19 protein-coding genes are annotated in these 15,240 nt (G+C 60.4%); 9 read left to right on the top strand and 10 right to left on the bottom strand.

All coding sequences use genetic code 11. The features are described from left to right. Positions 1 to 12: 12 nt before the first annotated feature. Both ACV8MC_RS15080 and ACV8MC_RS15075 read right to left on the bottom strand, forming a co-directional pair. Positions 13 to 1,239 (bottom strand): winged helix-turn-helix domain-containing protein, encoded by a 1,227-nt coding sequence (locus ACV8MC_RS15080; RefSeq protein ID WP_457262456.1) that lies wholly within the window; start codon positions 1,237 to 1,239, stop codon positions 13 to 15. 64 nt (positions 1,240 to 1,303) lie between these two features. Beyond that, complete coding sequence (locus ACV8MC_RS15075; protein WP_016770864.1) at positions 1,304 to 1,525, bottom strand: DUF1127 domain-containing protein; 222 nt, start codon at positions 1,523 to 1,525, stop codon at positions 1,304 to 1,306. Positions 1,526 to 1,622: 97 nt separating this feature from the next. Between ACV8MC_RS15075 and ACV8MC_RS15070 the strand changes: the two genes are divergently transcribed. After that, complete coding sequence (locus ACV8MC_RS15070; RefSeq protein ID WP_174823892.1) at positions 1,623 to 2,477, top strand: LysR substrate-binding domain-containing protein; 855 nt, start codon at positions 1,623 to 1,625, stop codon at positions 2,475 to 2,477. Here the strand turns inward: ACV8MC_RS15070 and ACV8MC_RS15065 are convergent. Then, positions 2,467 to 3,213, bottom strand: coding sequence for a sulfite exporter TauE/SafE family protein (locus ACV8MC_RS15065; RefSeq protein ID WP_374046287.1), 747 nt, complete (start codon positions 3,211 to 3,213; stop codon positions 2,467 to 2,469). The two genes, ACV8MC_RS15070 and ACV8MC_RS15065, sit on opposite strands and share 11 nt — an antisense overlap. A gap of 111 nt (positions 3,214 to 3,324) precedes the next feature. Between ACV8MC_RS15065 and ACV8MC_RS15060 the strand changes: the two genes are divergently transcribed. The 4 genes from ACV8MC_RS15060 (at position 3,325) to ACV8MC_RS15045 (ending at position 6,620) form a co-directional block, all read left to right on the top strand. After that, the gene (locus ACV8MC_RS15060; RefSeq protein WP_016770867.1) at positions 3,325 to 4,281 is read left to right on the top strand and encodes a LysR substrate-binding domain-containing protein; all 957 of its coding nucleotides are present in this window, start codon (positions 3,325 to 3,327) and stop codon (positions 4,279 to 4,281) included. Positions 4,282 to 4,356: 75 nt separating this feature from the next. Beyond that, complete coding sequence (locus ACV8MC_RS15055) at positions 4,357 to 4,812, top strand: MarR family winged helix-turn-helix transcriptional regulator (RefSeq protein WP_129997308.1); 456 nt, start codon at positions 4,357 to 4,359, stop codon at positions 4,810 to 4,812. 341 nt (positions 4,813 to 5,153) lie between these two features. Continuing rightward, complete coding sequence (locus ACV8MC_RS15050; protein WP_007940002.1) at positions 5,154 to 5,573, top strand: organic hydroperoxide resistance protein; 420 nt, start codon at positions 5,154 to 5,156, stop codon at positions 5,571 to 5,573. 36 nt (positions 5,574 to 5,609) lie between these two features. Continuing rightward, positions 5,610 to 6,620: an alpha/beta hydrolase gene (locus tag ACV8MC_RS15045; RefSeq protein WP_252878650.1), complete on the top strand. Its 1,011-nt coding sequence runs from the start codon at positions 5,610 to 5,612 to the stop codon at positions 6,618 to 6,620. Between the two features lie 184 nt (positions 6,621 to 6,804). Here the strand turns inward: ACV8MC_RS15045 and ACV8MC_RS15040 are convergent, their stop codons facing one another. Further along, positions 6,805 to 7,374, bottom strand: coding sequence for an elongation factor P (locus ACV8MC_RS15040; protein ID WP_003226785.1), 570 nt, complete (start codon positions 7,372 to 7,374; stop codon positions 6,805 to 6,807). 48 nt (positions 7,375 to 7,422) lie between these two features. Further along, the gene (earP, locus tag ACV8MC_RS15035) at positions 7,423 to 8,565 is read right to left on the bottom strand and encodes an elongation factor P maturation arginine rhamnosyltransferase EarP (protein WP_457262452.1); all 1,143 of its coding nucleotides are present in this window, start codon (positions 8,563 to 8,565) and stop codon (positions 7,423 to 7,425) included. A 125-nt stretch (positions 8,566 to 8,690) separates the two neighbouring features. Between earP and ACV8MC_RS15030 the strand changes: the two genes are divergently transcribed. Both ACV8MC_RS15030 and ACV8MC_RS15025 read left to right on the top strand, forming a co-directional pair. Beyond that, a complete protein-coding gene (locus tag ACV8MC_RS15030) occupies positions 8,691 to 9,104 on the top strand; it encodes a hypothetical protein (RefSeq protein ID WP_457262450.1) in 414 nt (137 codons plus the stop codon). A gap of 2 nt (positions 9,105 to 9,106) precedes the next feature. Continuing rightward, a complete protein-coding gene (locus ACV8MC_RS15025; protein WP_024013776.1) occupies positions 9,107 to 9,589 on the top strand; it encodes a GreA/GreB family elongation factor in 483 nt (160 codons plus the stop codon). A 9-nt stretch (positions 9,590 to 9,598) separates the two neighbouring features. Here the strand turns inward: ACV8MC_RS15025 and cysB are convergent, their stop codons facing one another. From cysB to ACV8MC_RS15000, 5 genes are all read right to left on the bottom strand, one after another. Beyond that, positions 9,599 to 10,573, bottom strand: coding sequence for an HTH-type transcriptional regulator CysB (gene cysB / locus ACV8MC_RS15020; protein ID WP_016770873.1), 975 nt, complete (start codon positions 10,571 to 10,573; stop codon positions 9,599 to 9,601). Between the two features lie 113 nt (positions 10,574 to 10,686). Further along, positions 10,687 to 11,190, bottom strand: a complete 504-nt coding sequence (locus ACV8MC_RS15015; protein WP_041478409.1) for a universal stress protein — start codon at positions 11,188 to 11,190, stop codon at positions 10,687 to 10,689. Between the two features lie 97 nt (positions 11,191 to 11,287). After that, on the bottom strand, positions 11,288 to 12,193 hold the full coding sequence (locus tag ACV8MC_RS15010) for a 5'-nucleotidase (RefSeq protein ID WP_348969942.1): 906 nt from the start codon (positions 12,191 to 12,193) through the stop codon (positions 11,288 to 11,290). A gap of 22 nt (positions 12,194 to 12,215) precedes the next feature. Next, positions 12,216 to 13,172: a putative 2-dehydropantoate 2-reductase gene (locus tag ACV8MC_RS15005; protein ID WP_073472429.1), complete on the bottom strand. Its 957-nt coding sequence runs from the start codon at positions 13,170 to 13,172 to the stop codon at positions 12,216 to 12,218. After that, the gene (locus tag ACV8MC_RS15000; protein WP_041478405.1) at positions 13,169 to 13,555 is read right to left on the bottom strand and encodes a thioredoxin family protein; all 387 of its coding nucleotides are present in this window, start codon (positions 13,553 to 13,555) and stop codon (positions 13,169 to 13,171) included. The genes ACV8MC_RS15005 and ACV8MC_RS15000 overlap by 4 nt, the downstream gene beginning before the upstream one ends. Between ACV8MC_RS15000 and ACV8MC_RS14995 the strand changes: the two genes are divergently transcribed. Both ACV8MC_RS14995 and ACV8MC_RS14990 read left to right on the top strand, forming a co-directional pair. Beyond that, the gene (locus ACV8MC_RS14995) at positions 13,554 to 13,997 is read left to right on the top strand and encodes a PilZ domain-containing protein (RefSeq protein WP_056788469.1); all 444 of its coding nucleotides are present in this window, start codon (positions 13,554 to 13,556) and stop codon (positions 13,995 to 13,997) included. The two genes, ACV8MC_RS15000 and ACV8MC_RS14995, sit on opposite strands and share 2 nt — an antisense overlap. A gap of 129 nt (positions 13,998 to 14,126) precedes the next feature. Then, positions 14,127 to 15,203: a 3-deoxy-7-phosphoheptulonate synthase gene (locus tag ACV8MC_RS14990; protein WP_016770878.1), complete on the top strand. Its 1,077-nt coding sequence runs from the start codon at positions 14,127 to 14,129 to the stop codon at positions 15,201 to 15,203. The last annotated feature ends 37 nt before the right edge of the window (positions 15,204 to 15,240 follow it).

Raw genomic sequence — 15,240 nt, 5'->3', positions numbered from 1 at the left:
GAAGGCGCCAGCTCAGGCCCCCTCCATCTGCGCCAATGCTCCCCGCAACCGGCCCGCACTCTCGCGCTGACAATTCAACTGCACCCGCTCAAGCCCCAACCAACCCGCCATCCGCCGCAAATTCAGCGCCAGCGCCAGCATGCCCTCCTCGTCCAGTCCCGATTCTTCCTCATGCACCGCATGCACCGCCAACTGCCCTGCCGCCCGTTCGGCACGCAGATCAACCCGCGCGGCGATCCGCTCGTTGTGCAAAAACGGCAGCACGTAATAGCCATACACGCGCTTGGGCTGCGGTGTGTAGATTTCCAGGCGATAGCGGAAATCAAACAGGCGCTCGGTGCGGCTGCGCTCCCAGATCAGCGAGTCGAACGGCGACAGCAGCGCACTGGCAATGACCTTGCGCGGCACTTTGGGCTCCGGCAGGCAATAGGCGATCTGCCGCCAGTCGGCGACTTCGCACATCTGCAATTGCCCCGCCTCAACCAGTTCAGCCAGACGCGGCCGCGCATCCGCAGGGCTCAGGCGAAAGTAATCACGCAGGTCTCTTTCCGTACCAACGCCCAACGCTTGCGCCGCATGCAACAGTAAACTGCGTTGCGCCTCGGCCTCACCCGGTTGGGGCTGCTGCAGAATCGCTGCCGGAATCACTCGCTCGGGCAAATCGTACAAGCGCTCGAAACCGCGTCGCCCCGCCACTGTGACTTCACCGGCGGCGAACAACCATTCCAGCGCATGTTTCTCGGCACTCCAGTCCCACCATGGCCCGGCCTTGTCTTCGCGGGTCGACAGACTGCCGGCCCCCAGCGCGCCCCCCTCCTCAACCGCAGTCAGCACGCGGCGAATGGTTTCCTGTTGTTCGCGACCAAACCTCGCCAATTGCTGATAGATGTCTTCGCCACGCTTGGCCCGTTGCATGCGCCAGCCCAGCAACGGGTACATCGACAGCGGCAGCAACGACGCTTCATGGCCCCAGTATTCGAACAGCGTGCGCCGACGGCCCGAACTCCAGGCAGCCTGGTCGAGCAAGTCAGATGGATAGCAACCGAGACGGGAAAACAGCGGCAGGTAGTGCGAGCGCACCACGGCATTGACGGAATCGATTTGCAGCAGGCCCAGCCGTTCGATCAGCCGGTTCAGATGACTGGCACTGACGTTCGGCGGCTGACGCCCGTTGAACCCTTGGGCAGCCAGCGCCAGACGTCGTGCCTGTTTGAGGGAAAAGGACACTGTCGCGGGCATTTATTCCTCCATGTCTGCTCGCAACCTACCTCACCTGAAAGGGGTTTGTGTAGCGATAGCCTCATCATTTATGCATCGGGTCGTCCCAGAACGGCCGCACGGTTTCATGCTCCACATCGGCGCGGCTGATGCCGATGTCCTTCAGCGCTTCGTCGCTGAGCCCGGCGAGCATTTCCCGTTCACGATGCAGCTCATACCAGCGGCTGAATTTGTGCAGCAGATCGGACACGATATGGCCGTGGCCGGACAGCTGTTCTTGGCTTGCATACTCTCTTTGACCTTTCATCGTCTTGCCTCCTTTTGTGGATGGCTCAAGTCTCGCGCCGGCGCTAAGATCAATCCAACGAATGTTTCTGATGGCATGCATCACGGAGATTCATCAATTGTCCGCCTACCCCAGTATCGATACCGATGTCCTGCGCACCTTTGTCGCGATTGCCGATCAGGGCGGTTTCACCCGTGCTGGCGAGATGGTCAACCGCACCCAGTCGGCGGTGAGCATGCAGATGAAACGCTTGGAAGAAGACGTGTTGCAGCGCCAGCTGTTCGAGCGTGATGGGCGCCAGGTGCGCTTGACGGCCGAAGGCCAGGTGCTGCTCGGTTATGCACGGCGCATCCTCAAACTGCACAGTGAGGTGTTCAACACCCTGCGCGAGCCGCACATGGTCGGCACCGTGCGCATCGGTACGCCGGATGATTACGTGATGCGTTTTCTGCCGGGAATCCTCTCGCGGTTCGCGCAGTTCTATCCGCTGATCCAGATCGAAGTGCATTGCGAATCGACCAAACAACTGTTGCAGCGCACTGATCTGGACTTGTCGATCGTCACCCGTGAGCCGGGCAACGAGATTGGCCAGTTGCTGCGCAAGGAGCGCTTTGTCTGGGCCGAGGCGCAGAACTTCAGCGCCCACGAACAGACGCCGCTGCCCCTGGCGATGTTCAACAGTGATTGTTTCTGCCGCCTGTGGGCGTGCAATGCGCTGGACGCGATGGGCCGCGATTACCGCATCGCCTACAACAGCAGCAGCCTGTCGGCGCTGATGGCGGTCGTCAGCGCGGGGCTGGCGATCACCGCGCAACTGGAAAGCCTGATCACCCCGGACATGCGCATCCTTGGCGCCGCCGAAGACCTGCCGCTGCTGCCCGAGGCGAGCATCATGCTGATCCGCAATCTTAACAACCCGTCGCCGATCACCGAGTGCCTGGCCGAGCACATTGTCGAGGGCTTCAAACTTTAAACGCGAGCATCACCGCACACAGCACGAGGAAGCCGCAAAACAGCCCACGCAGAATTTTTTCCGGCATGGCGTGGGCAACTTTCACGCCCCAACTGATGCTGAGCAGACCACCGACCGCCAGAGGCAGACCGATCATCCAGTCGACTTCATGGTGCACGGCGTAGGTCACCAGGGTTACACCAGTGCTCGGCAGGGCCAGCGCCAGCGACAAGCCCTGAGCAACCACTTGGCTGGTGCCGAACAGGCTGGTCAACACTGGTGTGGCCACCACCGCGCCGCCGACGCCGAACAAGCCGCCCATGGTCCCCGAGGCGGCGCCGAGCACGCCCAGCCACGGCCACGAATGGCGCATCTCGGCAGTCGGCGCTGGTCGTGGGCCGAACATTTTCAATAGATTGTAGGCCGACAGCGCCACCAGAAAGGCAACAAAGCCGATGCGCATGGTCTGCGCGTCGATGCCCACCGCCCAGATCGAGCCGAGCCAGGCAAAGCAGAAACCCATCACCGCCAGCGGCAGCGCATGGCGCAATTCGATGCGATTGCGCTGGTGATAACGCCACAGCGCCAGCATCACGTTCGGTACCACCATCACCAGCGCCGTGCCTTGGGCGATCTGCTGATCAAGCCCAAACCACACGCCAAGCAACGGGATCGCAATCAAGCCACCGCCAATGCCAAAGATCCCGCCCAATGTGCCAAGAGCAGCGCCGAACAGCAGGTACAACAGAAAATCCATCACAACGGTAATCCTCTAACGACAGGCGGCCAATGCTACGCACTCGCGCCTAGCGGGGAAACGCATAGCAACGCACAATGGCTATGCCGATTTTGCACAAGCGTGGTTTCCATGAATCCCAACCAATTGACCGATCAGCTCGGCTTGTTTCTCGATGTGCTGGAAAGTGGCAGCTTTTCTGCCGCTTCGCGCCGCCATCCGCTGACCCCATCCGCCGTGGCGCGGCGCATCGACAGTCTGGAAAGTGCCGTCGGCAGTCAGCTGTTCGTGCGCAGCACCCACGCCGTGCTGCCGACTTCGGCCGGCCTGGCCTTTGCTGAGCGGGCGCGACGGATCATCGCCGAGTTGCAACTGGCGCGTGCCGAAGCGGTGTCGTTGAGCAGCGCACCGGAAGGCCTGATCCGCATCGATGCGCCAGCAGCCTTCGGGCGCCGGCATCTGGCGCCGGTGATTGCCGATTTTCTCCTGCTGTATCCGGGACTGGATGTGCAGATGCACCTGATCGACAGCTTCAGCGACATGGCCGGCAGCAGCCTGGGCAAGGTCGATCTGGTGCTGCGTACCGGCCAGTTGGCTGACTCGCGCCTGGTCGCCACGCCATTGGCGAGCATGGTCCGCGTCGCCTGTGCCAGCCCTGACTATCTCAAGCAGCGTGGTGTGCCCGAGCATCCGGCGCAGTTGAGTGAACACGACGGGCTCGACTGGGAAGGCCTTGCGCCGCCGTTTGCCTGGAAATTCGAAGTGGACGGGCAAATGCAATTGCACCGGCCATCGCGCGTACGTCTGAGCGCCAACAATGCCGAAGCTCTGGCGTGTGGCGCGGCGGCGGGTCTGGGCGTCGCACACTTGCCGACCTGGCTGGCCAGCGAATACCTGCTGCGTGGCGAACTGGTGCCACTGTTCTGCGAAAATGGCCTGCCGCCGCCGGAGTCCACCGGCATTTACGCGCTGCGCATGGAACAGCAGGTCCATTCGCGCAGTCGGTTATTGCTGGAATATCTGAAAACCCGCTTCAGTCCGGTGCCGCCGTGGGATCTGGCGTTGCAACGGCAATTCGCCCGGCACTGACGCCGGACATATTTATCTGGCGCCTTAAAGATTCGAGCGCTAGATTAAAAAACGATCAACGATCAAGGCTTTGACATGACTTCCGAACGCGACAATTGCGACGACCTGCTGCTCGACAATCAGGCGTGCTTCGCCCTGCACTCGACCTCGCTGATGATGACCAAGGTCTACAAGCCGCTGTTGCAGGCGCTGGGCCTGACCTATCCGCAATATCTGGCGATGATGGTGCTGTGGGAGAAGGACGGTCTGACTGTCGGAGAAATCAGCGCACGCCTGCTGACCGATCCGGGATCGCTGACGCCATTGCTCAAACGCCTGGAAGCCGAAGGCCTGCTCAGCCGCACCCGCAGTCGCGAAGATGAGCGGGTGGTGATTGTCGAACTGACCGCAGCGGGCCGCGCCTTGCGCGACAAGGCGCAGACCGTGCCACAGTGCATTCTCGGCGCCAGTGGCTTCACCCTTGAACGTCTGCAGAAATTGCAGGCCGAGCTGCAAGCGCTGCGCGGACATCTGCAAGACAGCCTGACCTGATCCTCATTTCCGAGCACAACACTGGCCCTGTGGGAGCGGGCTTGCCCGCGATGGCGACCTGTCAGCCGACATCATTTTGACTGACACTCCGTCTTCGCGGGCAAGCCCGCTCCCACACTAATTTTCAACGCCAACAAAAAATATTTTCCACGCCTAAATTTCCTCGCCAAGCGCTCTAGATCAAGCCTTACATTCCCCTTCCATCGGTCGCCCTCAAGCAAAACGCGCTCCTTTTCGAAAATTTATATTGCGCACTAAACATTAGCGCTATACATTCTCTTCACACCTACTTAGCGCGCAAACAATTAGCGCACAAAACCACAACCCATGAGGCTCACACCATGCAAACTCTCTACACCGCAATCGCAACTTCCACTGGCGGCCGTGACGGTCGTGCGATCTCCAGCGACAACGTACTGGACGTCAAACTGGCCACTCCGAAAGAACTTGGCGGTGCTGGCGGTGCGGCGACCAACCCTGAGCAACTGTTTGCTGCCGGTTACTCGGCCTGCTTCATCGGCGCACTGAAATTCGTCGCCAGCCAGACCAAGCGCAAGATTCCCGACGACGCGTCGATCACCGCCCATGTCGGCATCGGCCAGATCCCTGGCGGTTTCGGTCTGGACATCGATTTGCACATCAGCCTGCCGGGCCTGGAACAAGCCGATGCGCAGTCGCTGGTCGACGCCGCTCACCAAGTCTGCCCGTACTCCAACGCCACCCGTGGCAACGTCGATGTGCGTCTGCACGTAACCGTGTAATCACTCAAGTCTCCGGCCCGAACAAGGAAATTGAACATGAACACTTTCAGCAAAGTCTTGACCGGCACCCTTCTCGCCCTGTCGGTACACAGCGCTTTCGCCGGTGATGTCGAACACAACACCCAGGCATTTCTCGATGCGCTGAACTCAGGCAGCGGCAAGCCGATCGAGCAGCTGTCGCCCAAGGATGCCCGCGCCGTGCTGGTCGGCGCGCAGTCCGGGGTCAAGTTGACGCTACCCAAAGCCGATGTCAGCGAGAAGACCATCCAGGTCGATGGTCAACCGCTGAGCCTGACCATCGTCCGGCCGGCCGGGGTCAAGGGTGAGCTGCCGGTGTTCATGTTCTTCCACGGCGGCGGCTGGGTGCTGGGGGACTTCCCGACTCACGAACGTCTGGTGCGCGATCTCGTGGTCGGTTCGGGTGCGGCGGCGGTGTTCGTCAATTACACCCCTTCGCCGGAAGCGCATTACCCGGTGGCGATCAACCAGGCCTACGCTGCGACCAAATGGGTGGCGGAACACGGTAAAGAGATCAATGTCGACGGCAAGCGCCTGGCCGTGGCCGGCAACAGCGTCGGCGGCAACATGGCCGCAGTGGTTGCGCTGATGGCCAAGGACAAGGGCACCCCGGCGATCAAATTCCAGGTACTGCTGTGGCCGGTGACCGATGCCAACTTCGACACCGGTTCGTACAACCAGTACGCCGAAGGACACTTCCTCACCCGCAACATGATGAAGTGGTTCTGGGACAACTACACCACCGACGCCAAACAGCGCAACGAGATCTACGCTTCACCGCTGCGCGCCACCACCGCGCAGCTCAAAGGTCTGCCACCTGCACTGGTGCAGACTGCCAGCGCCGACGTGCTGCGCGATGAAGGTGAAGCCTATGCGCGCAAACTCGATGAAGCCGGAGTTTCGGTAACGTCGGTGCGCTACAACGGCATGATTCACGATTACGGTTTGCTCAACGTGGTCAGCCAGGTACCGGCGGTGCGCTCGGCGATGTTGCAGGCGTCTGAAGAACTGAAGCAACACTTGAAGTAACCACAGTCCCATTGTGGGAGCGAGCCTGCTCGCGAAAGCGTCCCGTCAGACAGCGCTTCATTGAATGACACACCGCATTCGCGAGCAGGCTCGCTCCCACATGGGACAGGTGTGAAACTCAAAGCGCAGGCACAAAAAAACCCGACTCAATGGTCGGGTTTTTTCTTTCCGCAAAAAGCAGTGCTTATTTCGCACGGCCTTTGTAGGAACCGCCTTCGCGGGTATCGATCTCGATCATGTCGCCGATTTCGATGAAGTCGGCAACCGACAGCTCGGTACCGTTCTTCAGTTTGGCAGGCTTCATCACCTTGCCGGAAGTGTCACCGCGAGCGGAGCCTTCGGTGTAGTCAACCTGACGCACGATGGTGGTCGGCAGCTCTACGGAAACCAGACGCTCTTCGAAGAACACGGCTTCGCAAACGTCGGTCATGCCTTCTTCAACGAAAGGCAGAACGCTTTCGATGTCTTCGGCGTTCAGCTCGTACATGGTGTAGTCAGTGGTGTCCATGAACGTGTAAGTGTCACCGCTGATGAACGACAGGGTGGCTTCTTTACGATCCAGGATCACGTCGTCCAGTTTGTCGTCCGCACCGTAAACGGTTTCGGTCTTGTAACCGGTCAGCAGGTTCTTCAGCTTGGTCTTCATGATCGCGCTGTTACGGCCCGACTTGGTGAATTCAGCTTTCTGAACCAGCCAAGGATCGTTGTCGATACGGATCACGGTACCGGGTTTGAGTTCTTTACCAGTTTTCATTGCGAATATCCGAATTTGGATGGGATTTACAAAAATCTAGGCCGCGTATCATATCCAATTTACATAAAACTGTACCAGCGCCGTGGCAAGATCCGCTTGCAAGGCCTGTTCCAGACACCATGCCTCGGCGTTTTTCTCGAGTTCCGGCCAATGATTTCGCGCCGCCAGCCAGTGCTCACCGATCGGTTGCCCGGCGCTCCACGCTCGCCACAGACCGTTCATCGCCTGCGCCGCAGCGGGCGAAAGGCCGTGAGTGTAGAGCGCGAGGAAAGCGTCGAGCTTGTCCAGATGGATGTCATCGTCCTGCTGATAGATGTGCCAGAGCATCGGCCGCCCCGCCCATTGCGCGCGCACGAATGAATCTTCACCGCGCACCGCGTTGAAATCGCAGCACCAGAGCAGATGGTCGTATTGATCCTGACGGACGAACGGCAGAACTTGCATGGTCAGGGACTCGCGCACATGAATCGCACCGACCATCAAGGTTTCCACGCCCAGCCAGCGCGCCACATCGCCGAGAATCCGCCCTTCCGGCACCAGCAGGTGAGTCGGCCGTGCATCGGCCGCCAGCACATCCAGCCAACTGGCCAACCCGGGGTTTTCATAAGCAAACAGCGAGATCAGTTGCGCGTCCGGAGCAGGATCGATACCCAAGGCTTGCAGGAAATGTCGCTGGGCCGGCCGATCCTGCTGAAACTGCCGACGCTGTTCGAGCAGTCCGCATTCGCGCAGCAGGCCACCGGTGCCCGGCTTGAAGCCCGGAAAGAAGAAGAACTTCTGCACCGATTTGTATTTCACCGACGGCAAGCCATGGCAGCCGGTGACCCAGTCTTCGGCGCTGAGATAATCGAGGTTGAGCCACAGCGGCGGCGTTTCACGCGCAGCCATACTGTCCATGTAATCAGTGGGCAACTGACAGGCGAAGGCGGCGATGACTACGTCGGCTGCCTCGGCGTGCAGCCATTCGCTCGGCCACTGACGCACCTCGACGCCCTGCTGCCATTGCTGCACAACATCGACATCGATCTCAGGACAGAGGCGCTCGAACGCGCGCAGATCATCCACCCACAGGCGCACCGGCAAGGCATGTTCGGCCACCAGTTGCCGGGCCAGGCGCCAGGTCACGCCGATGTCACCGAAGTTATCGACCACGGTGCAGAAAATGTCCCAGCGGGGTTTCGCTTCAGGCATGCCGTTCTCCCGTTGGCAAAAGACCTCGATTCTCCGCATAAATGCGCTCGCGCAGAAGAGCCGACGGCGATTAATCTTCGTGCGACAATCGCCACTTGCCCGCAACCATCCGCCAGGAGGCCGCCATGCCCTACCGTCCGAATCCGCGTCGTCCCTTGCCTGTTCAGCTTAGCGCGCTGCATCTGACCGGCAGCATTGCGCTGGGCCTGTGGCTGGGGTTCCTGGCGATTGCGCTGACCTGCTGGCTGTTTTCGCGCTTCATCTTTGCCGAGCAATTGGCCCCGGTGGCTCAAGCGGTGCAGCAATTGGCCAATCCGCCAGTTGCCGTCGAGCCCCAGCCGGACGTCGCACCGCCGCCAACGCCGCTGTTCCAACAGTACGAAGAAAACCTGCGCAAGAATGAACAGCAGGCCCGACTGGATCAGGCGCGCGCCAATTCGCGCAATGCGTCGAACCCGAAATGCCAGTTCTGGCTGCAGCAGGACCAGACCGCGCCGACGGAAAAGAGCCGCGCCAACGTTTTGCAATTCTGCGATTGATCATGAACAAACACAGCGTCCACCAATTGATTCTCGACAAGCTGCGCATCGACCTCGACATCGCCGAACGCGCCGCGCAAACCGCCTACGAAACCGCGACCCACGAAGAAAACATCGCCGAAAACAAATACGACACGCTGGGGCTGGAGGCGTCGTATCTGGCGGCGGGTCAGGCGAAGCGGGTTGAGGAAATCCGTCAGTCCCTGGCGCTGTGCCAGAACCTGACCTTGCGTGCCTACGATGAAAATCGCGGCATCGAAGTCGGCGCCCTGCTCGGTCTGGAGGACGAAAAGGGTCGCGAGCAATGGCTGTTTCTGGCGCCGGATGCGGCGGGGCTGAAAGTCGACGTGGTGGGTCAGCCGATCACCGTCATCACCCCACGCTCGCCGCTGGGCAAAAGTCTGCTGGGCAAGTTCGCGGGCGATGAGGTGGAGATTCTGGTGGCGGGCACCCGGCAACAATTTGCTGTCACCGAGGTGCTCTGAAGCGGGTGCTTAGTGAACGGGCAGTTCGACGCCGTCGAACAGTTCTTCCAGCTCTTGCTTGTTGTGGCACTGAATGGCCTTGGCCATGACTTCGCGGGTCAGGTGCGGGGCGAATTTCTCGATGAAGTCGCACATGAAGCCACGCAGGAAAGTGCCGCGACGGAAACCGATCTTGGTGATGCTCGATTCGAACAGCTCGCTGGCATCCAGCACTACCAGGTCGTTATCGAGTTTGGTATCGACGGCCATTTTAGCCACGATGCCTACGCCCAGCCCCAGACGCACGTAGGTTTTGATCACGTCGGCGTCAGCAGCGGTGAACACCACTTTCGGCGTCAGGCCACGATGGCTGAAGGCTTCATCGAGCTTGGAACGGCCGGTGAAACCGAACACGTAAGTAACAATCGGATATTCGGCCAGCGCTTCAAGGGTCAGCTTCGGCAGCTTGGTCAGCGGGTGGCCGTGGGGTACGACCACGCAGCGGTTCCAGCGATAGCACGGCATCATCACCAGATCACCGAACAGCTCCAGCGCTTCAGTGGCAATGGCGAAATCGACGGTGCCGTCAGCGGCCATCTCGGCGATCTGCATCGGCGAGCCCTGATGCATGTGCAGGGCCACGTCCGGGTATTGCTTGATGAAATTGCTGATCACCGGCGGCAGCGCATAACGCGCCTGGGTGTGGGTGGTGGCGATCGACAGGGTGCCCTTTTTCTCGTTGGAGAATTCCTGGGCAATCTGCTTGATGCTTTCGACTTTGCGCAGAATCTCGCCGGCGGTGGTGATGATGCGCTCGCCGGCCGGGGTGACGCGGGTCAGGTGCTTGCCGCTGCGGGCGAAGACTTCGACGCCCAGCTCGTCTTCCAGCAGGCGGATCTGCTTACTGATGCCCGGTTGCGAGGTGTACAGGCTTTGAGCGGTAGCGGAAACGTTGAGGTCGTGGTGCGCCACTTCCCAGATGTAGCGCAGTTGTTGAAGCTTCATATCAATCCCTCAAAGCAGGTAGACGCCACGGGCATCAGCGACGGTATATAACTATATTAATGGTTCGAAGAATAAATCTAGAACTTTTTTATCAAAACGCCATTATTCCTGCTTCAACGATCGTCCCGCCGCCGGCGCTCCATCAGCGGCACCAGATAGACCGGCACCTTGGCCAACTGCAGAACCCGCGCCGCCGTGCGCCCCAACGGCGTTTCCGCGCCGACGCCATGGCTGTGACTGCCGACGATCAGCAGATCGACCGAGAGCTTGTGCACCTGGTCGAGAATCACCTGCGACGGATCACCCTGCAGCACGCGCACCGCGCGTATGCGCTGCAGATCCTGTTCGCCGTCGTCCCCCAGTTCTTCACGAAAGCTGTCGAGCACCCGTTGTTCGATATTGGCAATGACTGTTTTCAGACCCTGACTATGGAATTCGTTCAATGCCTGTTCGTCGAGATAGCTTTGCAGCACTGACTCGGCAAACAGGCCCATGGGTTCCACCGCGTGCACTACATACAGATCGGCATTGAAGGTGCGCGCCAAGGCCAGGGCATGCTGCATCACGAACGGTGCGTACAGACCGAGGTCGGTGGCATACAGCATTGAGCGAATCATGGGACCTCCTCGCGAGCCAACGATGGCGGAGATTGATTCAGCTTAGCAGTGCCTTGGCGAGTACGACGTGCGACGCAACGTCCTGAATGAAAAGGCTCTAGATCGACTGTTCGTTGCTGATGCCATGGGGCACGTGGCCGGTGGCGACCACTTCGCGAGCCAGCTCGCAATGACCGGTCTGGTCATCGAAGAACACGTCAGCGGCGAAGGCTTCGAGGAACGCCGATTTGGTCAGGCCACCGAGAAACAGCGACTCATCGAGACGGATATCCCATTCCCGCAAGGTGCGAATCACCCGCTCATGGGCCGGCGCCGAACGCGCGGTCACCAGCGCCGTGCGGATCGGGCAATCGTCATCGGGAAACTCGCGCTGCAACAGATTGAGCGCTGCCAGAAAGCCCTTGAACGGCCCACCGCGCAAAGGCTCGCGTGCCGATTCGCGTTCCTTGGCCTGAAACGCTTCCAGGCCGCCGGACTGATAAACGCGCTCGGACTCGTCCGAGAAGATCACCGCGTCACCGTCGAAGGCGATACGCAATTCATCACTGGCCGCACGGCTCGCGCCACCGGACAGAATCGTGGCGGCGGCGAACCCGGCGTCCAGCGCGGCACGCACGTCTTCGGCGTGAGTCGAGAGAAACAGGTCGCAGCCAAACGCTTTCAGATAAGGGTACGGACTGCGCCCACCGACGAACGCCGCACGAGAAATCGCCAGGCCGTAATGATGAATCGAATTGAACACGCGCAGCCCGGTGTCGGCGCTGTTACGGGAAACCAGAATCACCTCGACCCGCGCGCGACCGAGGCGGCTGTTCAGGCTCAGGAGTTTTTCCACCAGCGGGAACGCATCGCCCGGCGCGAGGATTTCGTCTTCGTGCTCGATCTGATATTGCCGATAGGCTTCGACGCCGCTCGACAGGTAGACCTTGTGGCTTTCGCTCAGGTCGAACAAGGCGCGCGAGGAAATCGCCAGCACCAGTTTGTCATCGATGTTATTGGCCATGCCTTCCCCCAGAACAACCGACTCAGGTATTGCGTCGGTCGATAAAACCCAAATGGCGATACAACGCCTCGATGCGCGGCAACTCGCAGCCCGCCGCGTTCGCCGCCGCCAGTGGCCGAGCGTAAATCGCCTCCAGCTCCAGCGGGCGTTTGTGTGCAAAGTCGTGGTACATGCTCGGCCAGTAATCGGGCATTTTCTCGGTCATGGTGAACAGGTACTCGGCATAGCCGGGCGGGATCTCGTATCCACAGGCCTTGGCGCCCAGCACCACTTCGGCCATTAACGCCTGAATCGACAGGCGGCTGTCGGCATCGGCCATCAGCGCTTGCGTTCCCGCGCCGAGTAGTACTGAGAGTCCGTTATAGGGAATATTCCACACCAGCTTCTGCCAGCGCGCCTGATGCAGGTTGGCCATCGCCTGCGAGTCGATGCCGGCGGCGCGGAACAGCCCGGCGCCCTCCTCGACGATCGCCATGCGCGCTACTTCATCAATGGCCGAGCCGCTGTGATAACCGACATTCACCGCGCCAAGGGCCTGATGGGTAATCTGCCCCGGCCCCTCGCGGTGCACGCAGATCAGGCACAGACCACCGAGCAGATGCAGTGAATCCGGCAACAGTGGCCGCAGGCTGTCTTCGACATCCAGACCGTTCTGCAGCAACAGCACCTTGGCGTCAGGCTTGGCGGCCTGAATGATCGCCGGGGCCAGCCCGGCGTTGCTGGTGGTCTTGGTGCCGACCAGCAGCCAGTCACAGGGTGGCATGTCTTCGGCAGCGGAATAGGCATTGGCCGGATGCAGCGTCAACGGCCCGTGCACCGCACTGTTGATCTGCAAACCGCGCTCAGCCACCGCCGAGAATTCGCTGCGCAACAAAAAGTGCACGTCGAAACCGGCACGCGCCAGCATCACCCCGTAGAACCCGCCGATTGCACCGGTGCCGATAATCCCCACCACCGGTTTGCTGACTGTCTCGCTCATGGCAACTCCTCTGCAATTCGACTCAGCGATTGCGCCACCGCCTGGTTGAGTTGATCAACCGTCAGACGTGTGTGCACTGCGCCAAAGAACTCGCCGTCGCGCACCACAAACAGCGCCGGCAAATGAAACACCTGATAACGCTCGACCAGCCCGCCATTGTCGCCGGCGTCAATCCAGCACAGCCGATCGATAGCCAGCGGCAATCCCGGCAACACCTCGCGGGCATAACGACAACTGGCGCAGCCGACGCTGGTGAAGATCACCAGAGAAACCCCGCGCATCGCCAGCAGCCGCTGGTCGGCGTCGAAGTCGGTCAGCTCGGATTCGACCACTATACTGGGGGAAACAATGTCAGATGGCCGACACAGGGAGTCTGTGCTCATGGGACGTTTCATTCCTCATCCGGACGAAGTGCCGGTTGAATTGACGTTACTCAAGCCTGAATGCATTTCCAGACAACAGCTGCACACTATCAGCCTCGGCGGCATCGCTTGCAATTACCACCGCGCCTGGCGCCACGGCACTGCACTGCAAGTACGCATGCCGACGCTGAATGCCGACTTCTGTTGCCCGGGCTACGTGGCCTGGTGTCTGCGCCGTAAAAAAGGCTATCTGGTGGGCATCGCCTTCACTGACGAACAGACCCTGTTCAGCGCGCGAATGGGTGAGCAGGTGTGTCAGATCGAACGCTATTCGCGCATGCAGGACAGCCACGACGACCTGCAGGATAGTCAGGCGCTGGCCCTGCAATGGGTCGAGGAGCACGCCGAAGAGTTCTCCCACGACAACTTGCGCAAGGCTTTCGCGCAGCCAGCGCTGGACTAAAGCACGGTTTGCCCATTGTCGAGCCGCCTCCGACGCGCTAAGGTTCGGCTCCCCCGACGCGCTAAATCTGCTGTGCTCCGCCGCGCGGGGATCGCTGGCGGCCGGCACCCGTGACCTGACGAGTAAACGATGGCTGATTTACCGATCAACGACCTAAACGTCGCCTCTAACGAGACCCTGATCACTCCCGATCAGCTCAAGCGTGATATCCCCCTGAGCGACGCCGCCCTGCGCACCGTCACCAAGGGCCGCGAAGTCATTCGCAACATTCTCGATGGCACCGACCACCGTCTGTTCGTCGTGATCGGCCCGTGCTCGATTCACGACATCAAGGCGGCCCACGAATACGCCGATCGCCTCAAGGTGCTCGCCGAGGAAGTCTCCGACACCCTGTATCTGGTCATGCGTGTGTATTTCGAGAAGCCGCGTACCACCGTCGGCTGGAAAGGTCTGATCAACGATCCGTATCTGGACGACTCGTTCAAGATCCAGGACGGTCTGCACATCGGTCGTCAGTTGCTGCTCGACCTGGCCGAGAAAGGCCTGCCGACCGCGACCGAAGCCCTCGACCCGATCTCCCCGCAGTATCTGCAGGATCTGATCAGCTGGTCGGCCATCGGCGCGCGTACCACCGAATCGCAGACTCACCGCGAAATGGCTTCCGGCCTGTCCTCGGCCGTCGGCTTCAAGAACGGCACCGACGGCGGCCTGACCGTGGCGATCAACGCCTTGCAGTCGGTGTCCAGCCCGCACCGTTTCCTCGGCATCAACCAGGAAGGTGGCGTGTCGATCGTCACCACCAAAGGCAACGCCTACGGTCACGTGGTGCTGCGTGGCGGTAATGGCAAGCCGAACTATGATTCGGTCAGCGTTGCGCTCTGCGAGCAGGCGCTGAACAAGGCGAAGATCAAACCGAACATCATGGTCGATTGCAGCCACGCCAACTCCAACAAGGACCCGGCCCTGCAACCGCTGGTGATGGAAAACGTCGCCAACCAGATCCTCGAAGGCAACCAGTCGATCATCGGCCTGATGGTTGAGAGCCATTTGAACTGGGGCTGCCAGGCAATCCCGAAAGACCTCGCCGACCTGCAATACGGCGTGTCGATCACCGATGCCTGCATCGATTGGTCTGCTACCGAAAACACCTTGCGTAGCATGCACGCCAAGCTCAAGGACGTATTGCCGAAGCGCCAGCGCACGTAAGCTGCGTTTTACGCGCATAAAAAAACGCCGGACATTG

The sequence above is a fragment of the Pseudomonas sp. PK-RTE-24 genome (genome assembly GCF_054052265.1).
This window is presented reverse-complemented; position numbering and strand designations above follow the sequence as displayed.